The sequence below is a fragment of the Amycolatopsis sp. NPDC050768 genome, from assembly GCF_040654155.1.
Classification (GTDB): Bacteria; Actinomycetota; Actinomycetes; order Mycobacteriales; family Pseudonocardiaceae; genus Amycolatopsis.
The window spans coordinates 213,822-234,816 of the sequence record NZ_JBFAHL010000001.1 but is presented as its reverse complement, the minus strand read 5'-3'; the positions used below and the strand labels follow the sequence as shown (position 1 = coordinate 234,816).

Annotated in this window: 22 protein-coding genes; 12 read left to right on the top strand and 10 right to left on the bottom strand. The window is 70.0% G+C overall.

Annotated features, from left to right (window positions below):
• The first annotated feature begins 1 nt into the window (after position 1).
• Together AB0H62_RS01160 and purE are read left to right on the top strand one after the other, a co-directional pair.
• Positions 2–1,186, top strand: coding sequence for a 5-(carboxyamino)imidazole ribonucleotide synthase (locus AB0H62_RS01160; RefSeq protein ID WP_360583412.1), 1,185 nt, complete (start codon positions 2–4; stop codon positions 1,184–1,186).
• A 19-nt stretch (positions 1,187–1,205) separates the two neighbouring features.
• Complete coding sequence (gene purE / locus AB0H62_RS01155; protein WP_220246345.1) at positions 1,206–1,703, top strand: 5-(carboxyamino)imidazole ribonucleotide mutase; 498 nt, start codon at positions 1,206–1,208, stop codon at positions 1,701–1,703.
• A 1-nt stretch (position 1,704) separates the two neighbouring features.
• Here the strand turns inward: purE and AB0H62_RS01150 are convergent, their stop codons facing one another.
• Positions 1,705–3,369, bottom strand: coding sequence for an AMP-binding protein (locus AB0H62_RS01150; protein WP_360583409.1), 1,665 nt, complete (start codon positions 3,367–3,369; stop codon positions 1,705–1,707).
• A gap of 105 nt (positions 3,370–3,474) precedes the next feature.
• Here AB0H62_RS01150 and AB0H62_RS01145 point away from each other — a divergent pair, with 105 nt between their 5' ends.
• Positions 3,475–4,641 (top strand): acyl-CoA dehydrogenase family protein, encoded by a 1,167-nt coding sequence (locus AB0H62_RS01145; protein ID WP_220246347.1) that lies wholly within the window; start codon positions 3,475–3,477, stop codon positions 4,639–4,641.
• A 48-nt stretch (positions 4,642–4,689) separates the two neighbouring features.
• On the opposite strand, the gene AB0H62_RS01140 is transcribed toward AB0H62_RS01145, so the two are convergent.
• A complete protein-coding gene (locus tag AB0H62_RS01140; RefSeq protein ID WP_360583407.1) occupies positions 4,690–5,364 on the bottom strand; it encodes a helix-turn-helix transcriptional regulator in 675 nt (224 codons plus the stop codon).
• Between the two features lie 94 nt (positions 5,365–5,458).
• Here AB0H62_RS01140 and AB0H62_RS01135 point away from each other — a divergent pair, with 94 nt between their 5' ends.
• Positions 5,459–5,797, top strand: coding sequence for a hypothetical protein (locus AB0H62_RS01135; protein ID WP_360583405.1), 339 nt, complete (start codon positions 5,459–5,461; stop codon positions 5,795–5,797).
• 46 nt (positions 5,798–5,843) lie between these two features.
• On the top strand, positions 5,844–6,533 hold the full coding sequence (locus tag AB0H62_RS01130; protein WP_360583403.1) for a hypothetical protein: 690 nt from the start codon (positions 5,844–5,846) through the stop codon (positions 6,531–6,533).
• Here the strand turns inward: AB0H62_RS01130 and AB0H62_RS01125 are convergent.
• Positions 6,530–7,372 carry a helix-turn-helix transcriptional regulator gene (locus tag AB0H62_RS01125; protein WP_354871140.1) on the bottom strand — a complete coding sequence of 281 codons (843 nt, stop codon included), beginning with the start codon at positions 7,370–7,372 and terminating at the stop codon, positions 6,530–6,532. The genes AB0H62_RS01130 and AB0H62_RS01125 overlap by 4 nt on opposite strands.
• Positions 7,373–7,476: 104 nt before the next feature.
• Between AB0H62_RS01125 and AB0H62_RS01120 the strand changes: the two genes are divergently transcribed.
• Positions 7,477–8,493: an aldo/keto reductase gene (locus tag AB0H62_RS01120; protein WP_220246352.1), complete on the top strand. Its 1,017-nt coding sequence runs from the start codon at positions 7,477–7,479 to the stop codon at positions 8,491–8,493.
• Positions 8,494–8,511: 18 nt separating this feature from the next.
• Here the strand turns inward: AB0H62_RS01120 and AB0H62_RS01115 are convergent, their stop codons facing one another.
• Positions 8,512–9,057 (bottom strand): QsdR family transcriptional regulator, encoded by a 546-nt coding sequence (locus AB0H62_RS01115; RefSeq protein ID WP_360583401.1) that lies wholly within the window; start codon positions 9,055–9,057, stop codon positions 8,512–8,514.
• A gap of 83 nt (positions 9,058–9,140) precedes the next feature.
• On the opposite strand from AB0H62_RS01115, the gene AB0H62_RS01110 reads away from it, so the two are divergent.
• From AB0H62_RS01110 to AB0H62_RS01100, 3 genes are all read left to right on the top strand, one after another.
• A complete protein-coding gene (locus AB0H62_RS01110) occupies positions 9,141–9,935 on the top strand; it encodes an alpha/beta hydrolase (protein ID WP_360583399.1) in 795 nt (264 codons plus the stop codon).
• 123 nt (positions 9,936–10,058) lie between these two features.
• Positions 10,059–10,847, top strand: coding sequence for an alpha/beta hydrolase (locus AB0H62_RS01105; RefSeq protein ID WP_360583397.1), 789 nt, complete (start codon positions 10,059–10,061; stop codon positions 10,845–10,847).
• A 136-nt stretch (positions 10,848–10,983) separates the two neighbouring features.
• The gene (locus tag AB0H62_RS01100) at positions 10,984–11,868 is read left to right on the top strand and encodes an alpha/beta fold hydrolase (protein ID WP_360583395.1); all 885 of its coding nucleotides are present in this window, start codon (positions 10,984–10,986) and stop codon (positions 11,866–11,868) included.
• Here the strand turns inward: AB0H62_RS01100 and AB0H62_RS01095 are convergent.
• A complete protein-coding gene (locus AB0H62_RS01095) occupies positions 11,861–12,352 on the bottom strand; it encodes a GNAT family N-acetyltransferase (RefSeq protein WP_360583393.1) in 492 nt (163 codons plus the stop codon). The two genes, AB0H62_RS01100 and AB0H62_RS01095, sit on opposite strands and share 8 nt — an antisense overlap.
• Before the next feature lie 100 nt (positions 12,353–12,452).
• On the opposite strand from AB0H62_RS01095, the gene AB0H62_RS01090 reads away from it, so the two are divergent.
• Together AB0H62_RS01090 and AB0H62_RS01085 are read left to right on the top strand one after the other, a co-directional pair.
• Positions 12,453–12,878, top strand: a complete 426-nt coding sequence (locus AB0H62_RS01090; RefSeq protein WP_220246358.1) for a hypothetical protein — start codon at positions 12,453–12,455, stop codon at positions 12,876–12,878.
• A gap of 100 nt (positions 12,879–12,978) precedes the next feature.
• Positions 12,979–13,803: a DUF1206 domain-containing protein gene (locus AB0H62_RS01085; RefSeq protein WP_360583391.1), complete on the top strand. Its 825-nt coding sequence runs from the start codon at positions 12,979–12,981 to the stop codon at positions 13,801–13,803.
• 3 nt (positions 13,804–13,806) lie between these two features.
• Here the strand turns inward: AB0H62_RS01085 and AB0H62_RS01080 are convergent, their stop codons facing one another.
• Positions 13,807–15,657, bottom strand: a complete 1,851-nt coding sequence (locus AB0H62_RS01080; RefSeq protein ID WP_360583389.1) for a translation factor GTPase family protein — start codon at positions 15,655–15,657, stop codon at positions 13,807–13,809.
• A gap of 251 nt (positions 15,658–15,908) precedes the next feature.
• On the opposite strand from AB0H62_RS01080, the gene AB0H62_RS01075 reads away from it, so the two are divergent.
• Complete coding sequence (locus tag AB0H62_RS01075) at positions 15,909–16,355, top strand: DoxX family protein (RefSeq protein ID WP_360583387.1); 447 nt, start codon at positions 15,909–15,911, stop codon at positions 16,353–16,355.
• 8 nt (positions 16,356–16,363) lie between these two features.
• Here the strand turns inward: AB0H62_RS01075 and AB0H62_RS01070 are convergent, their stop codons facing one another.
• From AB0H62_RS01070 to AB0H62_RS01055, 4 genes are all read right to left on the bottom strand, one after another.
• Entirely contained in the window at positions 16,364–17,254 is an 891-nt protein-coding gene (locus tag AB0H62_RS01070) for an aminoglycoside phosphotransferase family protein (protein WP_360583385.1), read from the bottom strand.
• Positions 17,255–17,313: 59 nt separating this feature from the next.
• The gene (locus tag AB0H62_RS01065) at positions 17,314–18,015 is read right to left on the bottom strand and encodes a TIGR03089 family protein (protein ID WP_360583383.1); all 702 of its coding nucleotides are present in this window, start codon (positions 18,013–18,015) and stop codon (positions 17,314–17,316) included.
• Positions 18,016–18,037: 22 nt separating this feature from the next.
• The gene (locus AB0H62_RS01060) at positions 18,038–19,381 is read right to left on the bottom strand and encodes an LCP family protein (protein ID WP_360583381.1); all 1,344 of its coding nucleotides are present in this window, start codon (positions 19,379–19,381) and stop codon (positions 18,038–18,040) included.
• Positions 19,382–19,445: 64 nt separating this feature from the next.
• Entirely contained in the window at positions 19,446–20,981 is a 1,536-nt protein-coding gene (locus AB0H62_RS01055) for an LCP family protein (protein ID WP_360583379.1), read from the bottom strand.
• Positions 20,982–20,995 lie beyond the last annotated feature (14 nt).

The following is a 20,995-nucleotide window of genomic DNA, read 5'->3' as shown; positions in this document are numbered from 1 at the left end:
TATGGACAAACGAACCGGTCTTCCCGTGGTGGGCATGGTGGGTGGCGGGCAGCTGGCCCGCATGACGCACCAGGCGGCGATCTCCCTAGGTCAGTCGCTGAGGGTCCTGTCGGCGAGTGCGGACGATTCGGCCGCGCTCGTGGCGTCCGATGTCGTCATCGGGCACCACACCGACCTCGAGGCGCTGCGGAAGTTCGCGCAGGGTGTCGATGTGCTCACGTTCGACCACGAGCACGTGCCGGGTGAGCACCTGCTGACGCTCGTGATGGAGGGCGTCGTGGTGCGGCCGGCGCCATCGGCGCTCGGGTTCGCGCAGAACAAGCTCGTGATGCGCGAGATGATGGCCGGCATGGAGGTGCCCGGCCCCGCGTTCGCCGAGGTGTCCACTGTGGACGACGTGATCAGCTTCGGCGCGGCGCACCGTTGGCCGGTGGTCCTCAAGGCCGCTCGCGGCGGCTACGACGGGCGCGGCGTCTGGATGCTCGACACGGCGCGGCACGCGCGCGAGGTGGTGCCGCGCCTGCTCGACGCGAGCACGGCGCTGCTGGTCGAGGAGAAGGTCGAGATGAAGCGCGAGCTGGCGGTGCTGGTCGCCCGCTCGCCGTTCGGCCAGGGAGCCGCGTACCCGGTGGTCGAGACGGTGCAGACCGGCGGCATCAACACCGAGGTCCTCGCCCCCGCGCCCGGCTTGTCCGAGGAGCGCGTGCACGAAGCGCAGGACCTCGCGTTGCGCATCGCGTCGATGCTGGACGTCACGGGGCTGCTGGCCGTCGAGCTGTTCGAGACGGAGAAGGGCCTGCTCGTGAACGAGCTGGCCATGCGCCCCCACAACTCCGGCCACTGGACGATGGACGGCGCTCGCACGTCGCAGTTCGAGCAGCACCTGCGCGGCGTGCTCGACTACCCGCTGGGCCGCACCGACCTCGTCGCGCCCGCGTGCGTGATGGCCAACGTGCTCGGTGCCGACGTCACGCCGCAGATGAGCCCGGACGAGCGCGTGCACCACCTGTTCGCGCGCTACCCCGACGTGAAGATCCACCTCTACGGCAAGCAGGACCGCCCCGGCCGCAAGCTCGGCCACGTCAACTTCGTCGGCGACGACATGGACGACCTGCGCAACCGCGCGCTGCTGTCGGCCCACTGGCTGTCCCACGCCGTCTGGCTCGACGGCTACGAGATCCACTGATCCACTGAAGGGAACACATATGGCGCCGCAGGTGGGCGTGATCATGGGCAGCGACTCCGACTGGCCCGTCATGGAGGCCGCCGGTCAGGCCCTGGCGGAGTTCGGCGTGGAGTACGAGGTCGGCGTCTACTCCGCCCACCGCACCCCGCAGCGCATGCTGGACTACGCCACGTCCGCCGCCTCCCGCGGCCTGCGCGCCATCATCGCCGGCGCCGGCGGTGCCGCCCACCTGCCCGGCATGGTCGCCTCCGCCACCGTGCTGCCCGTCATCGGCGTGCCGGTCCCGCTGAAGTACCTCGACGGCCTCGACTCGCTGCTCTCCATCGTCCAGATGCCCGCCGGCATCCCCGTCGCCACAGTCTCCGTCGGCGGCGCGCGCAACGCCGGCCTCCTCGCCGTGCGCATCCTGGCGGCTTCGGACCTGCAGCTGCAGTCGAAGCTGGCGGAATTCCAGTCGAGCCTGGAGGCGCTGGTGCTGGAGAAGGACGCGGCGCTGCGGGAGAAGGCCGGCCAGTAGGTCAGGGCAGCTGCTTCCGAAGCTCCCGCTTCAGCACCTTCCCCGCCGCCGACACCGGGATCTCGTCGACGAAGTACAGCTCCCGGATCCGCTTGTACGGCACCACCTTCTCGTTCACCGCGGCGATCAGCCCCTCGGCGTTCAGGTCCGCATCCGGCTGCCCCACCACGAACGCGACGGGCAGCTCGCCGACGTCGGCCTGCGGGCGGCCGACCACGGCGGCCGTCGCGACTCCCGGCAATGCGATGAGCAATTCCTCCAGCTCGCGCGGGAAGACGTTGTATCCCTTGTACAACAGCATGTCCTTCTTGCGGTCCACAATGGACAGGTAGCCGTCCTCGTCGAGCACGCCGATGTCGCCCGTGTGCAGCCAGCCGTCAACGAGCGCCGCGGCCGTTTCGTCCGGCCGGTTGCGGTAGCCGCGCATCATCTGTGGCCCGCGCAGGCAGACTTCGCCCTCAACGCCGGCGGGCAGCGGGTCCTCGTCGAGGCCGACGATCTTCACCTCCGTGTCGAAGATCGGCCCGCCGACGGAGCCCACCTTGCGCACGCCGGAGCGGTACGACGGCGAGATCACCGCGCCCATCGTCATCTCGGTGAGGCCGTAGCCCTCGGCGATCACGATGCCGGGGAAGCGCTCGTGGAGCGCGCGGATCATCTCGTGGTTCATCGGCGCCGCGCCGGAGCCGATGCTGCGCACGGACGACAGGTCGGCCGTGTGGAACGCGGGCGTCGCCAGCAGCGCGGCGAACAATGCGGGCGCGCCGCCGAGGGACGTGACGCGCAGGCGTTCGGCGTCGGAGACGTACGCGGCCGGGTCGAAGCGCGCGTGCAGCACGGTCTGGGAACCGCTGAGCAGCGCGGCGTTGAGGCCGGCGATCACGCCCATCGCGTGGAACCAGGGCGTCAGGTTGATCGCGACGCCGGTGCCGAGGCGTCCGACCCACTCGTCCGCGCTGCCGATCTGGTCGAGGATCACGTCACCGTGGGTATCCAGCGCCGGGATGGAGCCGCTGCTCCAGCACGCGCTCTGCAGCGTGTTCGCCACGATGTTGCGGTGCGTGAGCTCCACGCCCTTCGACCGGCCGGTCGTGCCGCCGGTGTAGGCGAGGTGGGCGAGGTCGTGGTGGACGTCGATGGCCACGTCGGGCCGGGTGGCCGGCGCTTCGGCGAAGAACTGCTTGAACTCGACGACGGCGTCGGACCAAGCCGGCGCACTCGGCGCGACCACGATCGTCAGCCGCGCCGGGATCCGGTCCGCGACGGCCGCGACGGTGCCCGCGACCGGCCCGAACGTGACCACCGCGGCGGCCTCGCAGTCGGTGAGCTGGAAGGCCAGGTCGTCGGGCGGGAGCAGCGGGTTCGTCGGGCTGAAGGTGGCGCCGGCGAGCAGGGTGCCGTAGTAGGCGACGGGATAGGCGAGGCAGTTGGGCAGGTGGATCGCGACCACGTCGCCGTGGCCGATGCCGCGGGCGAGCAGCGCGTTGGCGAACTTGCACGCGCCTGCGTACGTTTCGGTGAAGGTGAGGCTGTCGTCGCCCATCGCGAACGCGGTGCGATCACCGAAGCGGGCGGCGGCACCGGCGAGTATCGAACCCACCGGAACATCGGGGTAAGTGAGGGAAGCGGGCAATCCGGGCGGCGGCGTCGACGCGGTGATGGCCATCACCCGACCTTACGAAGAGTGCGGCCAAGGACACAAGAACGAGCGGAGCGCCCGGCGTGAACGAGCGCTAACATCGACAGAACTCTCCCCATTGCTGCAGAGAAGGTGACGGAAGTGGCCGAGGGCCTGTACCAGCTTGCCGAGGAGCACGAGGAGCTGCGGGCCGCGGTCCGGGCTCTGGCCGAGAAGGAGATCGCGCCGTACGCGGCCGAGGTCGACGAGAACGAGCGGTTCCCGACCGAGGCGCTGGAGGCGCTGACCAAGTCGGGCTTCAACGCCGTGCACATCGGCGAGGAGTACGACGGCCAGGGTGCCGACGCCGTGGGCGCCTGCATCGTGATCGAGGAGGTCGCGCGGGTCGACGCGTCGGCGTCGCTGATCCCGGCGGTGAACAAGCTCGGCACGCAGCCGATCATCCTGTCGGCCTCGGAAGAGCTGAAGAAGATCGTGCTGCCCTCGATTGCGCGGGGCGAGGCGATGGCGTCGTACGCGCTGTCGGAGCGCGAAGCCGGCTCGGACACCGCGTCGATGCGCGCACGGGCGAAGCTCGACGGTGATCACTGGGTGCTCAACGGCACCAAGGCGTGGATCACCAACGCGGGTGAATCTTCGTGGTACACGGTGATGGTCGTGACCGATCCGGACGCGGAGAAGAAGTCCAACGGCATTTCCGCGTTTGTCGTGCACAAGGACGACCCGGGCTTCTCCGTGGGGCCGAAGGAGCGCAAGCTCGGCATCAAGGGTTCGCCGACGCGCGAGATCTACTTCGAGAACTGCACGATCCCGGCCGAGCGCATCATCGGCGAGCCGGGCACGGGCCTCAAGACCGCGCTGAAGACGCTCGACCACACGCGCCCGACCATCGGCGCGCAGGCGCTGGGCATCGCCCAGGGTGCTCTGGACGCCGCGATCGCGTACGTCAAGGACCGCAAGCAGTTCGGCAAGGCGATCGGCGATTTCCAGGGCGTGCAGTTCATGATCGCCGACATGGGCACGAAGATCGAGGCCGCCCGCCACCTCGTCTACGCCTCCGCCGCCGCCTCCGAGCGCGGCGACAAGCGCGCGGGCTTCATGGCGTCGGCCGCGAAGGCCTACGCGTCCGACATCGCGATGTCCGTGACCACCGATGCCGTCCAGCTGTTCGGCGGCGCCGGCTACACCCGCGACTTCCCGGTCGAGCGCATGATGCGCGACGCGAAGATCACGCAGATCTACGAAGGCACGAACCAGATCCAGCGCATGGTGATGGCTCGGGCTCTGCTCAAGGGCTGAGGTTCTTGTCGTTCGGCCCGCGCACCTTTTCCGGGTGCGCGGGCTTTTTTATTGCCGTCGCCACCCGGCGCGGATCTTGACGGCATCTTCGATGCGGTAGAGGATGTCGAGGCAGATCAGTTCTTTTTCCTCGAGTTGCAGCAGCCTTGACTCGGTTTCGGGATCGGTCGCGTCGGCGTTCTTCGCCAGGTTGATCCGCTGTTGTTTGAACGAATCCCGCTGCTCGCTCCAGGTGTCGGCCAGACGGTGCAGGTCTCGCGCGGTGTAGCGCAGGATCTCGTGCAGGCTGGGGACTTCCCGCTCGACGAAGCGGCTTTGCAGCGTGCGGACTTTTTCCTCGGCGTCGTCGCGGTGGCGATTGGCTGTGTCGGCGGCGTCGGTTGCGGATTCCAGTTCTTCTGCCGCGTGGGACAGTTGTTCGAACAGGCTCGAGCGCGCGGGCAGGACCATGTTCGCGAGCGAAGTGTTGAGGACCTTCGCGATGGCGACGGCTTCGCTGAGGCGAATTGTCCGCCCGGTGGTGCCGTCGGCGTGTTTTTCGATGCGGGTGATGGCTGTGCTGTCGAGCTGGATTCCTACCCGTTCCAGCTTCTTCGCGAGGCCCGCTTGGGACACGCCCAGCTCTTCTCGTAGCGCGCGCATGTTCAGGGCGAAGGTGCGCTCGGCTTGGGCGCCGATGGCGTCGCCGGGAGCTTCGCGCGGTGGTTCCGGGTAATCCTGCACGAGGAGCAGTGTAGTGCTTGACGTGCAGCGCCGCTTGAGGCACTCTGGGTGACAGCGGTGCTGATGGAGCACCGTGCTGCACGAGGAGCACCGAATGAGGAGTGGTGATGACGAAGACCTGGTCGGTAGGGGATGGGCGGCTCGGCCGTATCGGCACGCGGAGTGGTGCCGGTACCAGGACGAGGAGCGGCAAGCGTGTGATGCAGGTGCGCCGGACGTGCGCGGGATGGTGTCCGACGGCGCCGAGCCGCCGATCGTCTCCGCGACGGCCTGGCGGACCGAGACCACCGAGCGGCAGACGGTGCTGGTGCACGTCGAGAACCGGGACTGCTGGGCCGATGTCGAGGTCGACGGGGCCGGGGCGCGCGAGCTTGCCGCGCAGCTGGTTGCTGCGGCGGAGTTGATCGAGGTGCCGTTGCGGGAAGCGGCGTGACGAGGGAGCGTTCGGTGCGTCGGTCGCTGGGTCGGAAGGGAGTGGGATGGCGTTTGCGGAACAGGCGTTCGCTGCGTTTCGGCGAGGAGAGACCGACGCTGTCGAGCGGTTGAGTCGCGCGGAGCTCGGGCGGGCGAAGGCCGAGGGCGACGCTGCCGGCGAGGTTGATGCGCTGTGCATGTTGGCCAGGGTTGCCGTGCGGGGTGGGGACTTGGCCGGGTGCCGGGAGTTGGCCGTGGAGGCGCTCGAGGTCGCGCGCCGGAGCGATGACTCGGCGTTGGAGCGGGGGCCGGTGCATGTGCTGGCGGCAGTCGCGCGGATGAGGGGCGAGCTGGCGGAAGCGCGGGAGTTGTTCGCGCGGAGCATCGCGTTGCGGGAGGAGGCGGGGCTGGCTGATCTCGTGGTCTGGGAGCAGCTGAACCTCGGGTACGTCGAGCTGGAGTCCGGCGCCGCCGGGCGGGCTCGGGAGTTGTTCGAGGGAGTTCGGCGGTACGCGAGGGAGAGCGGCGTCGGTGACCTGGTGCCGTACGGCGAACTCGCGAGTGCCGTGCTGGCGGAGAGGGATGGAGACGCCGCGGGGGCCGTCCGGTTGCTGGCGGAAGTGGACAGGGCGTTGCGGGAGCGGGGTCAGGTGCTCGATCCCGATGACGCCGAGGTGCGGGAGGCGTTGCGGGCGCGTCTTGTCACAGCACTGGGAGAGGAGGGGTTCAAGGACGAATACTCGAGCGAAAGCTAACCGTCCACTGTGGCCGGTGAGGTCCAGCTCGCCAGGAGGCGCAGGCGTTCCTCGGAAGGGGAGCCCGGCTCGACGGTCGTGATGCCGAGGGTTTGTTCGGGGTCGTCGACGGGGGTCATGGCTTCGTAGCCCAGCGTCAGCTCGCCGACGAGCGGGTGGTGGTAGTGCTTGACGCCGTGGGTGCGTTCGAAGACGTCGTGGTCGGCCCACCAGCGGCGGAAGTCCTGGTCGCCAAGGGAGAGTTCGCCGATGAGCTCCGCGAGCGCCGGGTCGTGGGGGTAGCGGCCCGCATACAGGTGGAGGGTGGCGACGACGCCGCGGGCGGCGCCTTCCCAGTCGGTGTAGAGGCCGCGGACGGTGTCGTCGAGAAAGATGAGCCGGGCCATGTTGCGGGAGCGAGGAGGGAGGGCGCCGAAGTCGGAGTAGAGGGCGTTGGCGAGGCGGTTGGCGGCGAGCACGTCCATGCGGCGGCCGAGCACGATGGCCGGCACGTGGTGGAGGCTGTCGAGCACGAGCTGCAGGCCCGGGCGGACGCGCTGGGGCGGCAGGGGCCGCGGCCGTGAGCGCGTGGGCTTGGCGAGGGTGAACAGGTGGGTGCGCTCGAGGTCGTTGAGCTGCAGGGCTCGGGAGATGGCGTCGAGGACGGACTCGGAGACGTTGAGGTTGCGGCCGCGTTCGAGGCGGACGTAGTAGTCCACGCTCACGCCCGCGAGCTGCGCGACCTCCTCGCGGCGGAGGCCGGGCACGCGCCGGGGGCCGGGGTGCGGGGTGAGGCCCGCGTCGGCGGGGGTGATCTTCGCTCGGCGCGAGCGCAGGAAGTCCCGGAGTTGCTCGCTCATGCGACCCAGCGTAAGGCCGATGTCCGCCTCGAGAGGGGGTCTGCTGGACCCCCGGTAGAGGGAGTCCTCTCACCTCGGGTGCGAAGGGTGGTTGCGTGGGAACCATGAAACGACGCATTCTCGGCGGCACCGGCATATCCGTGAGCGAGTACGCGCTCGGCACGATGATGTTCGGCGCCATGGGCAACACCGACCACGACGAGTCGGTCCGCATGATCCACGCGGCGATCGACGCCGGCATCAACTTCCTCGACACGGCCGACGTCTACTCGACCGGGGAGTCGGAGGAGATCGTCGGCAAGGCGCTCGCGGGTCGGCGCGAGGGCGTGGTGCTGGCGACCAAGTTCGGCCTCCCCATGGGTGAGGACCCGAACCAGCGCGGCGGCTCACCGCGCTGGGTCAAGCGGGCGCTGGAGAACAGCCTGCGCCGCCTCGGCACCGACTACGTGGACCTGTACCAACTGCACCGGCCCGACCCGGACACCGACATCGACGAGACGCTCGGCGCGCTGTCGGACCTCGTGCGGGAGGGCAAGGTGCGGGCGATCGGCAGCTCGTTCTTCTCGCCGGAGGAGACCGTGGAAGCGCAGTGGACGGCCGAACGCCGTGGCCACCAGCGCTTCCGCACCGAGCAGCCGCCGTACTCGATCCTCACGCGTGGCATCGAGCAGCGTGTGTTGCCGACCGCGCAGCGCTACGGCATGGGCGTGCTCACCTTCGGCCCGCTCAACTCCGGCTGGCTCTCCGGCCGCGCCGACCCGACGGCCGGGCACCGCAACGCCGGCCGCGGCGCGCAGATGTTCGACCTCTCGCGGCCGGGCGTCCAGGCGAAGGCCGACGCCGTCGCGGAGCTGACCAAGCTCGCCGCCGACACGGGGATCTCCGTGCCGCACCTGGCGATCGCGTTCGTGCGCGCCCATCCGGCCGTCACGTCGGTGCTGATCGGCCCGCGCCGGCCCGAGCACCTCACCGACTTGCTGGCCGGCGCAGACGTGGAGCTGAGCGACGACGTGCTCGACCGCATCGACGAGATCGTGCCGCCGGGGGTCGACGTGCACTCGGGCGACTTCTACATCAACCCCACGCCGGCGATCCTCGACAAGCGCCTGCGCCGGCGCTGATCACCGAGCCGCGGAAGGTCACTTCGCGGTGGCGAGCAGCAGCCCGATGACCTGTACGGCGTCGTCGAGCCGCGGCTCGCCCCCGAGGAGCTGGGAGTACATGAACGAGTCGCCGATGCGGATCACGGCCTGCGCGACGGCCGCCGTCGGCGCGTCGAAGCGCAGGCCGTTGCGGTCGAGCAGCTCGGTGAACAGGCGGGCCGCCCGGGACTCGACCTCGCCGGGTGACATGATCACCTTCGCGAACAGCACGGGGTCGCGCCGGGCGAGGTCATTCAGCGGCGCGAGCGTGACGACGGTGCGCATGAACAGCTCGACTACCACCAGCGTCCGCGCGAGGCCCGGGGGACCGGTCACGCCGGCCTCGATCGCGAGGTAGGTGCGTTCGGTGCTGTCGGCTAGCACGCGCCCGAGCAGCTGCTCGTGGTTGCCGACGCGGCGGTACAGCGTCGCGCGGCTCAAGCCGAGCTCGGCCGCGAGTGCCGACATGTCGATCGTCCGGCCGCGCAGGTACGCCTCGGTCGCCGCGCGGACGACGTCGTCGGTGGAGGGAGGGCCGGCCATCCGCGCAGTATGGCCGACTCCGCTTGCCAAAACACCCTGAACGTGAGACAAAACGTCTGTCTGTCTCAATGCGGAGGTGCGGTGTGGCCACGGTGACCGTGAACGGTGGGCAACAGGTCCACTACGTCGACCACGGTGGCGACGGCCCGGCCGTCGTGCTGCTGCACAGCTTCCTGATGGACGTCGACATGTGGCTCCCGCAGGTCGAGGCGTTGCGCGGCGACCACCGGCTGATCGCGATCGACGAGCGCGGCCACGGCGAGACCCCGGCCGACGGGCCGTTCGACTACTGGGACGTCGCCCGCGACGCGCTCGCGGTGCTCGACCACCTCGGCTTCGACCGCGCCGCCGTGATCGGCACCAGCCAGGGCGGGTTCGTCGGCCTGCGCATGGCTTTGCTCCAGCCCGAGCGTGTGACCGCGCTGGCCGTGCTCGGCACGTCGGCCGCCGCCGAGCCCGACGAGGTCGCCGCCGTCTACCGGCAGCTCGGCGACGTGTGGGCGCAGAACGGCCCCGACGGCGTGATCGACGGCGTCGCCGCCATCTGCTTCGGCGACAGCTTCGACGCCACGGCGTGGAAGGCCAAGTGGCGCGAGCACTACCAGGGCGAGCAAGCCGGCCTGCTGATCGGCGTCCTCGCCGGCCGCGACAGCCTCCTCGACCGCCTCGGCGAGATCCAGACCCCGGTGCTGGTCCTGCACGGCACAGCCGACCGCGCCTACCCCGTCGAGAAGGCGGAAGAGCTCGTCAACGGCCTGCCGAACGCGAAGCCGCTGGTCACGATCGCGGACGGCGCGCACTTCCTCAGCCTCACCCACGCCGCCGACGTCAACCCGCACCTCAAGGGTTTCCTCGCCGCGCACACCGCCGTGAACTGATCCGCGCGGCACCGGCGAAACCGCGGCACCGTCGGGCATTCGGGGGAGGATTTCCCTGCCTCTTGCCCGATCCGGGCGCATGTGAGACATGTGCCATGCTGATCCCCAACGCGGAGGTGTCGGATGGCGACGGTGACTGTCAACGGTGGGCAGCAGGTGCATTTCGTCGACTACGGCGGTGATGGCCCCGCTGTCCTGCTGCTGCACAGCTTCCTGATGGACATCGACATGTGGGAGCCACAGGTCCAGTCCTTCGGCGCGGACTACCGGCTCATCGCGATCGACGAACGCGGCCACGGCGGCACTCCGGCCGACGCGGACTTCGACTACTGGGACGTCGCCCGCGACGCCTTCGGCGTGCTGGACCACCTCGGCATCGAGCGGGCCGCCGTGATCGGCACGAGCCAGGGCGGGTTCATCGCCCTGCGCATGGCTTTGCTCCAGCCCGAGCGCGTGACCGCGATGGCCGTGCTCGGCACGTCCGCCGAGAAGGAAGCCGAAGGCACCGCCACGGTCTACCGGCACCTGATCGCCGCCTGGCTCGAAGCCGGGCCGGAGCCACTGGTCGATGGCGTTGCCGTCTTCTGCCTCGGCGACTACGAAGCGTCCGCGTGGAAAACGAAGTGGCTCGAGGTCCCGGGGGAGAAGTTCCAGCGGATCATGGAGACGCTCGTCAGCCGCGACAGCGTGCTCGAACGCGCGGGCGAGATCCAGCTGCCGGTGCTCGTGCTGCACGGCAGCGGCGACAACGAGTACCCGATGGCGCGCGCCGAGTCGCTAGTGGCCGCGCTGCCCAACGCCGAACCGCTGGTCACGATCGTGAGCGGCGCGCACTTCCTCAGCCTCACCCACGCGTCGGACGTGTACCCGCACCTGAAGAAATTCCTCGAAGCCCACGCTGCGGGCAAGTAACCCACTCGGAGGAGTTTCCGTTCCTCTCGCAACGCGTTAACTGATCAGGTGACTGGGGTCACCATCGGTTCACAGAGAGGTGGAGCGGATGGGTGTGCGCGCGTTCGGGCGTCGGGTAGTGGTTCTCGTGGCGGCAGTGGGAGCAGTCGCCCTGAGTACCGGCACCGCGGACGCGGCGGTGAAGGAGGCGACCGGTCCGGTCCAGCCGAACATCATCTCGGCCGCGCTGTACTCCGTGGTGCAGCCGACGATCGCCCCGCCCGGCGCCAACGACTGGAACTGCAAGCCGTCGGCCGAACACCCCAATCCGGTGCTGCTGTCCAACGGCACCACGGCCAACGCATACGAGAACTGGGCCAACCTCTCGAAGGTGCTCGCCGACCACGGTTACTGCGTGTTCGCCGGAAACTTCGGCGGCTCGCCGGGCAGCTTCTTGCAGACCGTCGGCCCGGTCGCGGGCACGGCCGCGCAGCTCGCGGCGTTCGGGGACAAGGTCCTCGCGGCCACCGGGGCCGCGAAGCTGGACGTCGTCGGGCACTCCCAGGGCGGCATGAACCCGCGTTACTGGATCAAGTACCTCGGCGGCGCCTCGAAGATCGGCAAGCTCATCGGCCTGTCGCCGTCGAACTACGGCACGAGCTTGTTCGGCCTGCTCAGCACGCTGCAGGCCATCCCGCCGGTGCGCGATCTCGTGGGCCTCGCGTGCGCGTCGTGCAACGAGCAGTCCACCGGTTCGGCGTTCCTGACCGACCTCAACGCCGGCGGCGACACGGTGCCCGGCATCGACTACACCGTGATTCAGACCAAGTACGACGACGTGGTCACGCCCTACACCAACGCGTTCCTCAAGCCGGCTTCGAACGTCAAGAACATCGTGTTGCAGGACGTCTGCTCGGCCGACTTCACCGACCACCTGGGCATTCCGTACGACCCGATCGCCGAGCGCGAGGTGCTCAACGCGCTCGACCCGGCGCACGCGCAGACCCCGAAGTGCGTGTTCGTGCCCCCGGTGATCAGCTGAGCGACTGGTACATCACGTGCAGCCCCACGTACCCGCGCACCGGGTGGTGGAAAGCCCCGGGCACCGTGCCGATCACGGTGAAGCCGAGTGATTCCCCCAGGGCGACCGCGCGGGTGTTGGTTTCGACCACGGCGTTGAACTGCACCCCACGGTAGCCCTCGGCGCGCGCCCACTCCAGCATGTGTGTGCCGAGCGCGCGGCCGACGCCTCGACCGGCGGAAGCGGGCGCGACCATAAAGCTCGCGGTCGCGATGTGCGAGCCTGGTCCTTCGCGGTTCGGCCCCATCTTCGCCGAGCCGAGAATGGCGTCGGAATCGTTCCCAGCGACAACGGTGCGGCCGGGCGGGGACATCAGCCAGAGGTCGCGCGCGGCCTGTTCGCCCAGGTCGCGGGGCAGGGCGTAGGTCTCGCCGGCGGCGGCGATGTCGTGCAGGAACGGCCAGATGGCGGGCCAGTCTCGGCTCGTCGCGTCGCGGATCAGCACGTAACGAGGATTCCAGAATTAGGTACAAACGCGAACTCTTTTCGTCCCGTTGTGCCATTCCGGTTGTGCAGCCCCGCGGCCGAGTGTCACAGTCGTCGACATGTTCTGGCCGGTCCCTGACACCTGGAAGCCGAGCGACGACGCCGAGCTGGTCGCCGGCTGGCGCCTGTGGCTCGAGCTGAGCGACCGCGCCTGGCCCACGGCCGCGTGGGACGGCACTCCCGCCGACGCGGTCAACCAGCTGCGCGAACTGCTCGGCGCGTGCGACGACATCGAGACCGTGTACCGCGAGACTTCCGCCGACCCGTCGGAGGAGTTCGTGCATGTCATCCAGTCGCTGGCGCTGTGCGCGAGCGCCGTGATCGGGCTGTGGTGGGACGATTTCGCGCCACTGGACTCCGACCGCGCGCCCAAGCTCCACGAAGATCTGCAGCGCTTCGCCGCACACGCTGAGCAGGTACTGACACTCCTGGCCACCCACGGCGGCTGGGCCGCGCTCGACTCGGTGCGCCGCCGCCCGGCCTGAGTCCATTCGGGACAGTCCGACTGCGCTGAATGGCCCAATCGGCCCCGGTTTTCGTGTCAGGCGGGTGAAACCCGGGCACTCCGGCCACGGAGGTGCCCGGATGAACGCAGTCAGAACGAGAATCCCGATCGGCAACACCCGCCGCAGCACGACCGCGCAAGCACTCGGCCGCGCCGGCATGGCCTGTTACGGGGTGGTGCACCTGATCGTCGCCTACCTCGCGCTGCGCATCGCGTTCGGCGGTGGGAGCGACGCACCTGCGGACCAGAACGGTGCGCTGCAGGAGATCGGCTCGAACTCCTTCGGCCTCGTGGTGCTGTGGGTGCTCGCGATCGGGCTGCTCGCGTTCGGGTTGTGGCAGGTGCTCATGGCCGCGACCGGCTACGAGTGGGTGTCCGGCGGCGAACGGGTGCGCAAACGCCTCGGCGCGGCCGGGCGCGCGATCGTGGTGTTCGCGCTGGGCTACAGCGCGATCCGGATCGCCGTGGGCGCCGGTTCGGCCGCGGGCAACCAGCGTCAGCAGGAGGCCACGGCGAAACTCCTCTCGTTGCCGGCCGGACCGGCGATCGTCGTGGTGGCGGCTTGTTGCGTGGCCGCGGTGGCCGTCGCGGCCGGCGTGAAGGGCGTGCGGAGGTCGTTTATGGAGGATCTCGACACCTTCGAACTGCCGCGGGCCACCAGGCGCTGGGTGGCCCGCCTCGGCACCGGCGGTTACCTGGCGAAAGGCGTGGTTTTCGCCGTGATCGCCGTCCTGCTGGGGTACGCCGGTCTGCGGTCGGACGCGCGGGCGGCCGGTGGCCTCGACGCGGCGCTGCGGACGTTGGCAGGCCAGCCGTTCGGCACGGTGCTGCTCACGATCGTCGCATTAGGACTCGCGGCGTTCGGCGCGTACTGTTTCGGGGCCTCGTGGGCGCACCGGCGGTGAAGCTCAGCGCGGCCGGTATTCGGCGAACTCACTGAAGAACACCCCCTCGCCCTGCGTCAGCGTGGGCAACGCCTGCTCGAACTCGTGCAGGGACGCGGCCGGGATCGTGCCGGTGACGGTGCAGCCGGTGGCCGTGACCGTGGGCTCGTCGGGCACCGCGCGCAGCTCCACGAGCTTGCGGAGCACGCCGCTCACCGCGTTCGCCGGGGCCTCGACTTCGAAGCTGTGCAAGGGTTCGTGCACGCGGGTGACGGCTGCGCGCAGGGCTTCGGCAAGCACGAGCGCGGTCATGCCCCGGAAGTCGCCGGCCGTGGTGAGCGGCGGGAAAAACGCGGCGTCGGTCAAGGTCACCACGCAGTCGATCACCGGGCGCGGGCGGTGGCGCAGCTGCTCGTGCACGGTCTCCTCGATGGCCTTGTGGAATGCCAGCGGCAGTGAGCCGAGGTGCACTCCCCGCCGGTATGCGACGCCAGAGGCGGGCGGGCCGGGTTCCACGCGCAGGCCGACGGTGGCCCAGAAGTACACGCGTTCATCAGGCGCGCGGTGGCCCACGGCGTGGCCCGCACGGCAGAGGCGTTCGACGAGCAGGATGCGGGACTCCTCGAACTCCGCGGCCAGGCCGAAGTCCTCGGCCAGCGTCGAGCGGATCACCTCTTTCTGGACTTCGCCGTAGAGCCGCACGGAGACTTCGTGTTCGTGGCGGCGGACGCTGATCAACGGGTCCTGTTCGGACAGTCGTTCCAGCGCCGAGTACAGGGCCACGGCGTCGTCCGGGTCGACGGGCCGCACCACCGTCTCCAGGCTGGGCGGGGCGAAAAATCCGGGCTCGGCCAGGGTGCCGGCGAGACCCAGGTGGTCGCCGATCCGCACGTCCTTGAGGCCCCACACGCGGGCGACGTCGCCGGTGCACGCCGTGCCGTCGACCGGGATGGCGCCGTGTTCGTAGACCCGCACGGCGGACGCGCGGCCGGTCAGCTCGGTGACCGTGCCGTCGGTTTCGCGGCGGTGGAAGGGAAACCGCCTGCGCGGGCTCAGTGAACCCGACCGCACCCGGACGTACGCGATCTTCTCCCCGGCGCGCCCGCGTTCGATCTTGAACACGGTGGCGGCCAGCTCGCCGGCCTCGGTGCGTTCCCTTGCCGGGAAGAGCTCCCGCACGCGCGAGACGAGCGCGGCCACGCCCGAGCCGGTGATCGCCGAGCCGAACACCACCGGGTGCACGGCTCCGCGCGCGACCTGGCGGACCAGGGCCGCGTGGTAGTCCGGATCACGTCCCTCCACGTAGGACGCCAAGAACTCGTCGTCGTCCGCCAGCGCCTCGGCCAGCTCGTCGCCGGGTGGCAGCGGCACGGGTTTCGCCTGCGGTGTCCCGAGTCCGGTCACGGTGTCGAGCGCGACGCAACGCGGGGAAAGCCGCGTGCGCAGGGCGTCGAGCAGGGCGGTTTCCTGCGCGCCCACGCGGTCGATCTTGTTCACGAACACGAGCACGGGGATGCCGAGGCGCGTGAGGGTCCGCATGAGCACGCGGGTCTGCGCCTGCACCCCGTCGGCTGCGGACACCACGAGCACGGCGCCGTCGAGCACACCGAGCGCGCGTTCGACCTCCGCGATGAAGTCGGAATGGCCGGGGGTGTCCACGAGCGTGAGCCGGTGCTCGCCCGTGGTCACGGCGACCACAGCCGATTTGATGGTGATTCCGCGGCGGCGTTCGAGCTCCAGGGAGTCGGTCTGGGTGTCGCCGGAGTCGACGCTGCCGAGGTGGCCGATCACGCCGGTCTCGAAGAGCAGGCGCTCGGTCAGGCTGGTTTTACCGGCGTCGACGTGCGCGAGGATGCCAAGGGTGAGGGTTTTCATGAACGGGTGAGGTCCTCATCGATGCGATGGACAGGCCGAACTGGGGTCGGTCGGACTGTCGGCGCATCGGGGTCTCCTCACCGTCTCGAACAGGGCGGTCGGCACGATACCGCTCGGTGACGGACGCGTACAGCGAGTATTTTCCGGTGCCTGTCGGTTTCCTGTCGATCACTCGCCGAAGCGGGCTTCGGCGGCGCCCTCCGACCTACTGTGGGCCGGGGCAGTGGGAAGATCACCGATCAGGAGTTTTCATGTTCGCTCGAGTCAAGGACGTCGCACTGCTGCTCGGCCGCATTGGCGTGGCGGTGGTGTTCTTCGCCCACGGCCTGCAGAAGTGGAACAGCGGGGTCGGCGCCACCGCGGACTTCTTCGGCCAGGTCGGCGTGCCGCTGCCCACGATCGCGGCGGTCTTCGTGATCATCCTCGAGGTGCTCGGCTCGGTCGCGTTCGTTGCAGGCTTCCTGCTGCCGCTGATCGCCGTCGGCTACGTCGTGGACATGGCGGGCGCGCTGCTCTCCGTCCACGCGCCCAACGGCCTCACCGGCACGGGCGGTTACGAGCTCGTCCTGGTGCTCGGCCTGGCCGCCCTCGCCCTCGGCTTCAACGGCGGGTGGCTTTCCCTGGACCACGTTCTGTTCTGGCGCAAGCGCGAGGCCCGTACCCGTACCACCCCTATGGCCGAGCTGGAAACCGTGTAACCACAGCGTCAGCGGGCTTCGGCCAGCACCGTCCGGATGACGTGCCGGGCGGTGTTCGCCATCGCCGCGTTCGTCTCCCGGTAGTACGGCAGGGCGCCCAGCGCCTGGGAAAGCGTGCGGGCCCGGCCTCGGGCCCAGGTCGCGTCGTCCACGCCGAGCGCCTCGCGGAAGACCTCCCGCGCACCCGCCGGCAGCAGGTTCCACGCGGGGAACAGATCGCAGGCCGGATCACCCGTCCCCGTGCAGCCGAAGTCGATCACCGAAGTCAGCCGGCCGTTCTCGAGCAGCAGGTTGCCCGGCATGAGATCGGCGTGCAGCCACACCGGCTCCCCGGTCCAGCCCGGCGCGCGCAGCGCCTGCTCCCACACGGCGAGCGCGGCGTCGCAGTCGATGCCCTCCTGCGGCAGGCCACGGAGTTCGCCGATCGCGGCCCGCGTCCACGGATCGAGCTCGGTGAGCGGTCCGCCGCGGTGGGCGCGCTGCGCTCGCGGCAAGGTGATGCTCCGCATCGCCGCCACGAACCCGGCCAAGTCTTCGGCCAGCGCCAGCGGCTTGGCAAGCGCTTCCGCCTCGGGGTGCTCGCCCGTGCGCCAGCCGTAGACCGACCACGGCCACGGATACCCCTCGGCGGGCTCGCCGGCCCCGACCACCTCCGGAATGGCGGTCGGCAGGCTCGGGGCGAGGCGAGGCAGCCACTCCTGTTCCAATGCGACGTCCTTCGCCCCGCTCTCGAGCAGCGGCAGCCGCACGGCCAAGTCCTCGCCGAGCCGGTACACGGCGTTGACCGTGCCGCCCGAGGGATGGCGCCGCACGGGCAGCGCCGCCCACCGCGGGAACTGCCCGGCGACCAGCCGCCGGACGAGGTCGTCGTCGAGGGGGTGCGGTTGTCCGGGGGTCATGGCACGTCATCCGACCCGGGGAAACCGTTGGCCGTCAAGCGGGTTTCCGCCGCTGACGGTCAGCCGAGGTAGGTGGTGGTGCGTTCGGCGTCGCGTTTGCGGTCGAGCTTCGCCGGGTCCGCGTGAGTGACCTGGACGAGGTGGGCGCTCGCGGCCAGGGGCACGAGGAAGCCGTCCAGGACGCCTTCGGGGATAGTCCAGTCCAAGGTGGACAGGGTGCGGTCGGTGGCGGTCAGACCCAGCTTTTCGGCGCGCGCACGGGCTTCCGCGAGAACCCCGTCCACTGTGGACGATCCGAGCGCGGGAGTGTCCCCGGGGATGGGGGACATCGGTGTGAACTGGTCGCCCGACATCCGCGCCTCGGTGAGGTAGTCGAGGGCGCCGCCCGCCGGGGGAGTGGACAGGCCCCGGCCCATCGGGTCGAGGGAGACCACGGCGACGGCCGGTGCGTCGACGGAAGCGTCCGGTCCGATGAACACCACGCGCGCGCCGTTGGGCTCGGGGACCACGCGGGCGCCGCACCACCAGGCGCCGAGCAGGATGCCGGCGGTCTGCCAGTGGGCGGGCAGCTGCACGGCGACGTCGTCGCCCGGCTCGACGTCGAACTCGTCGACGAGCCAGTTGGCGGTCTTCGCGGCCCAGTTCAGCGTGGTCGCCACCGACAGCTCGACGCGGCTGCCGAGCTGGTCGTCGTAGTGCGTGATCAGCGGTTTCGCGGGCGACGCCAGCAGCGGGCGCAGCAGCTGTTCGGTCAGACTCATGCGCCCCAGGCTAGCCGGGGCCTCAGTCGACGCAGGGCACGCCGGGGATGCCCGACTGCAGCCGCGGCGCAGGCGCGCCGGCCGCGGCCCCACCGCCGCCGGTGGGCGCGCGTCCGACCAGGCCGGAGACGAACTTGCGCACCGCCGCCGGGTCGATCTCGACGATGCTCTGCCCGTCGGCGCTGCGGCCGTTGGCCGTGATCACCGGCACGGTCGTGAAGTTCAGGTCGCCGGACGCCACGCCTTTCACCTGCTGCGCGAAGTCGAGCACGTCGAGGCCGTCGTCGAGCGTGATCGAGCGGTGCACGGCGTCCATGAGGCTGCTCACCGTCGACGGGCTGGTCAGCGTGCCCGCCGACAGCACCTGGTGCAGCGCCGAGGAAAGGAACGCCTGCTGGCGCACGATCCGGTCGAGGTCGCCGTGGGGCAGGTTCTTGCGCTGGCGCACGAACGACAGCGCCTCGCCGCCCGACACCGTCTGCACGCCGCGGCGGAAGTCCGCACCCGAGTCCTTGTCCGACGTCGAGTGGTTCAGGCACACCTTCACGCCGCCGAGCGCCTCGGTGAGCAGGTAGAAGCCCAGCAGGTTGATCTCGGCGTAGTGGTCCACCCGGATCTTCGTGAGGTCCTGCACGGTCTGGACCAGTACGCGCCGGCCCTCGCTGTCGGAGTCGCGCTCGATCTTCGCCTGGTCGCGCTCGCCCTTGGCGCGCTCGGCGTCGGCGAACTTGGCCTTCGCCACGCCGTACGCCGAGTTGATCTTCGCCTGGCCGCGGCCCGGGATGTCGACCCAACTGTCCCGCGGGATCGAGACGCCCGACGGCTTGCTGCCGTCCTTTGGGAAGCGCAGCAGGATGATCGTGTCGGTGTTGATCCCCGCCTTCTCCTCGGTGCGCAGCGACTTCAGCATGCTCAGCGGCAGCGGGTTGCCCTGCGCGTCGGTGCGGGCGTCGCTGCCGACGAGGAGGATGTCGGTGGCGCCGTCGTCGGCGGGCGGGGCCGGCGGTTCCCCCGCGCGGGGGGTGAGGACGTCGGTGGTGGGGACGTTGCTCTGCAGCTGGTCCTTCGTCACGTACGCGTAACCGGTGGCGCCCAGCGCCAGCACCGAGACGAGCCCGAGCGCGATCCGCCGGGTGATCCGGCCGGCGCGGCCCGGGCGGACACGCGGGGTCCGCACCGTCGGCTGCGGCAGGTCCAACCGGGGGTAGGGCGACGGCTTCCAGTCGGAAGACTGTGCCAGTTCGTCACTGTCCGTGTCCGAGTCCGGCGTCTCGGCAGCTTCAGCCGGCTCGACGGCTTCGTCCGGCGACGGCTCTGTCGGCTCCGCGCTCTCGGCGCGGTCCGGCTTGTCCTCGTTCTCGTCCACCCCACGTACCTCCCCATAGCCCAGCCTAGAGGCCGCCCCCGGCCGCCACGCTGAGTGCCCGACTCTAGTTGACGCAGGGCACTCCGCCGGCCGTAATCGGCGGAGCGGGTGGTGCGGCCGGCGCGCTGGGTTTGGTCGGGGTGCTCGTCACGGTCGGGGTCGACCCCGATCCGGCGCCCGCTCCGCGACGGTCCTTGCCCAGCAGCACACGCACGTGCCCGGCGGTGACGTCGGAGTCCGGCTCGGCCTCGAGGTCGCCGCCGAGGGCCTGGCGGACCAGCGCGAGCGCGGCGTCGTCGGCCGGGTTGTAGCGGATCACCGTGCTCGCCCGGGTGGACAGCTTCGTGTCGCCGGCGAGCTGGAAACCCTTGCCCTGCAACAGGGTGTGGGTCTGCGTGGCGACGTCGGCGCCGCTGCCGTCGAACAGCTCGACCGTCACGGCGCCGGCGCCGGGCAGCGTGGCGGGCGTCGAGGTGGGGGTGTCGGGTGTGCCGTCGGAGGTGAGCCGGTCGACCTCCGCCTGCACCTGGGCCGGATCGACGCGCAACACGTCGGCGCCGCCGATCACCGCGTTGCCCTGCGTGGGGATGGTGTGGAACTCGACGTTGCCGCCCGTCAGGCCGCGCATCTGCTCCGCGAACTCGGTGAGGTCCCAGCCCTCGGAAAGCACCACGGACTTCTTCACCGCGGCCACGAGTTGCGCGATCTTGCCCGGGTTGGTGAGCACGTCGCCGGAGAGGACCTTGTTGGCCAGCCCCGAGAGGAACGCCTGCTGGCGCGCGATGCGGTCGAGGTCGCCGTTGGGCAGGCCGTAGCGCTGGCGCACGAACGCGAGTGCCTGCACGCCCGAGATGCTCTGGCGGCCCGCCGGCAGGTCCACGCCGGACTTCTTCTCCTTCACGGCCTTGTTCAGGCACACGTCCACGCCGTCGATGGCCTTCGTGATCTCGTAGAAGCTCGCGAGGTTCACCTCGGCGTAGCGGTCGATCATGCCCGGCTTGCCGATGAACTTCTCCAGCGTGGCCACGAGGTTCTTGCGACCGGCCACCTTGGACTTCTCGTCGACGTTTTTGAGGTCGGCGTCGCCTTGATTCTGCAGCGTCTTGAACGTGTCGTTGTAGGCGTACACATACGCGCTGTTGAGCTTGTGCTTGCCGAAGCCACCGGTGATCTCCACCCACGAGTCGCGCGGGAACGAGATGGCGACCGCGTGCTCTCCGTTCTGGGGGATGTGCACCAGGATCATCGTGTCGGTCTGCTTTTCACCGTCCGCGATGCCGGCGTGGAGCATGTCGAGCACTTCGCGCGGCAGCGGGTTGCCCTGCGCGTCGGTGCGGCTGTCCTGACCCACGAGGAGGATGTCGATGGCGCCGTCGAGCGGTTTGGCGTGCGCCTCGGGCTCGTCGAAGATCTGCGTGGTCGTGAATCCGGTCTGCGGGTCGCCGATGAACTGCCAGCCGTACCAGGTCAGCGCCAGGACCACGATCGAGAACATCGAGAGCACGACCTTGCCACCGCGGCGCAGCACCACGAGTACGCCGCGGCCCTGCGTTGCCGGTACCCGCTGCGACGGCAGCGGTGACCCAGGCCACTCGGTCACGCGTTCCTCCCCCA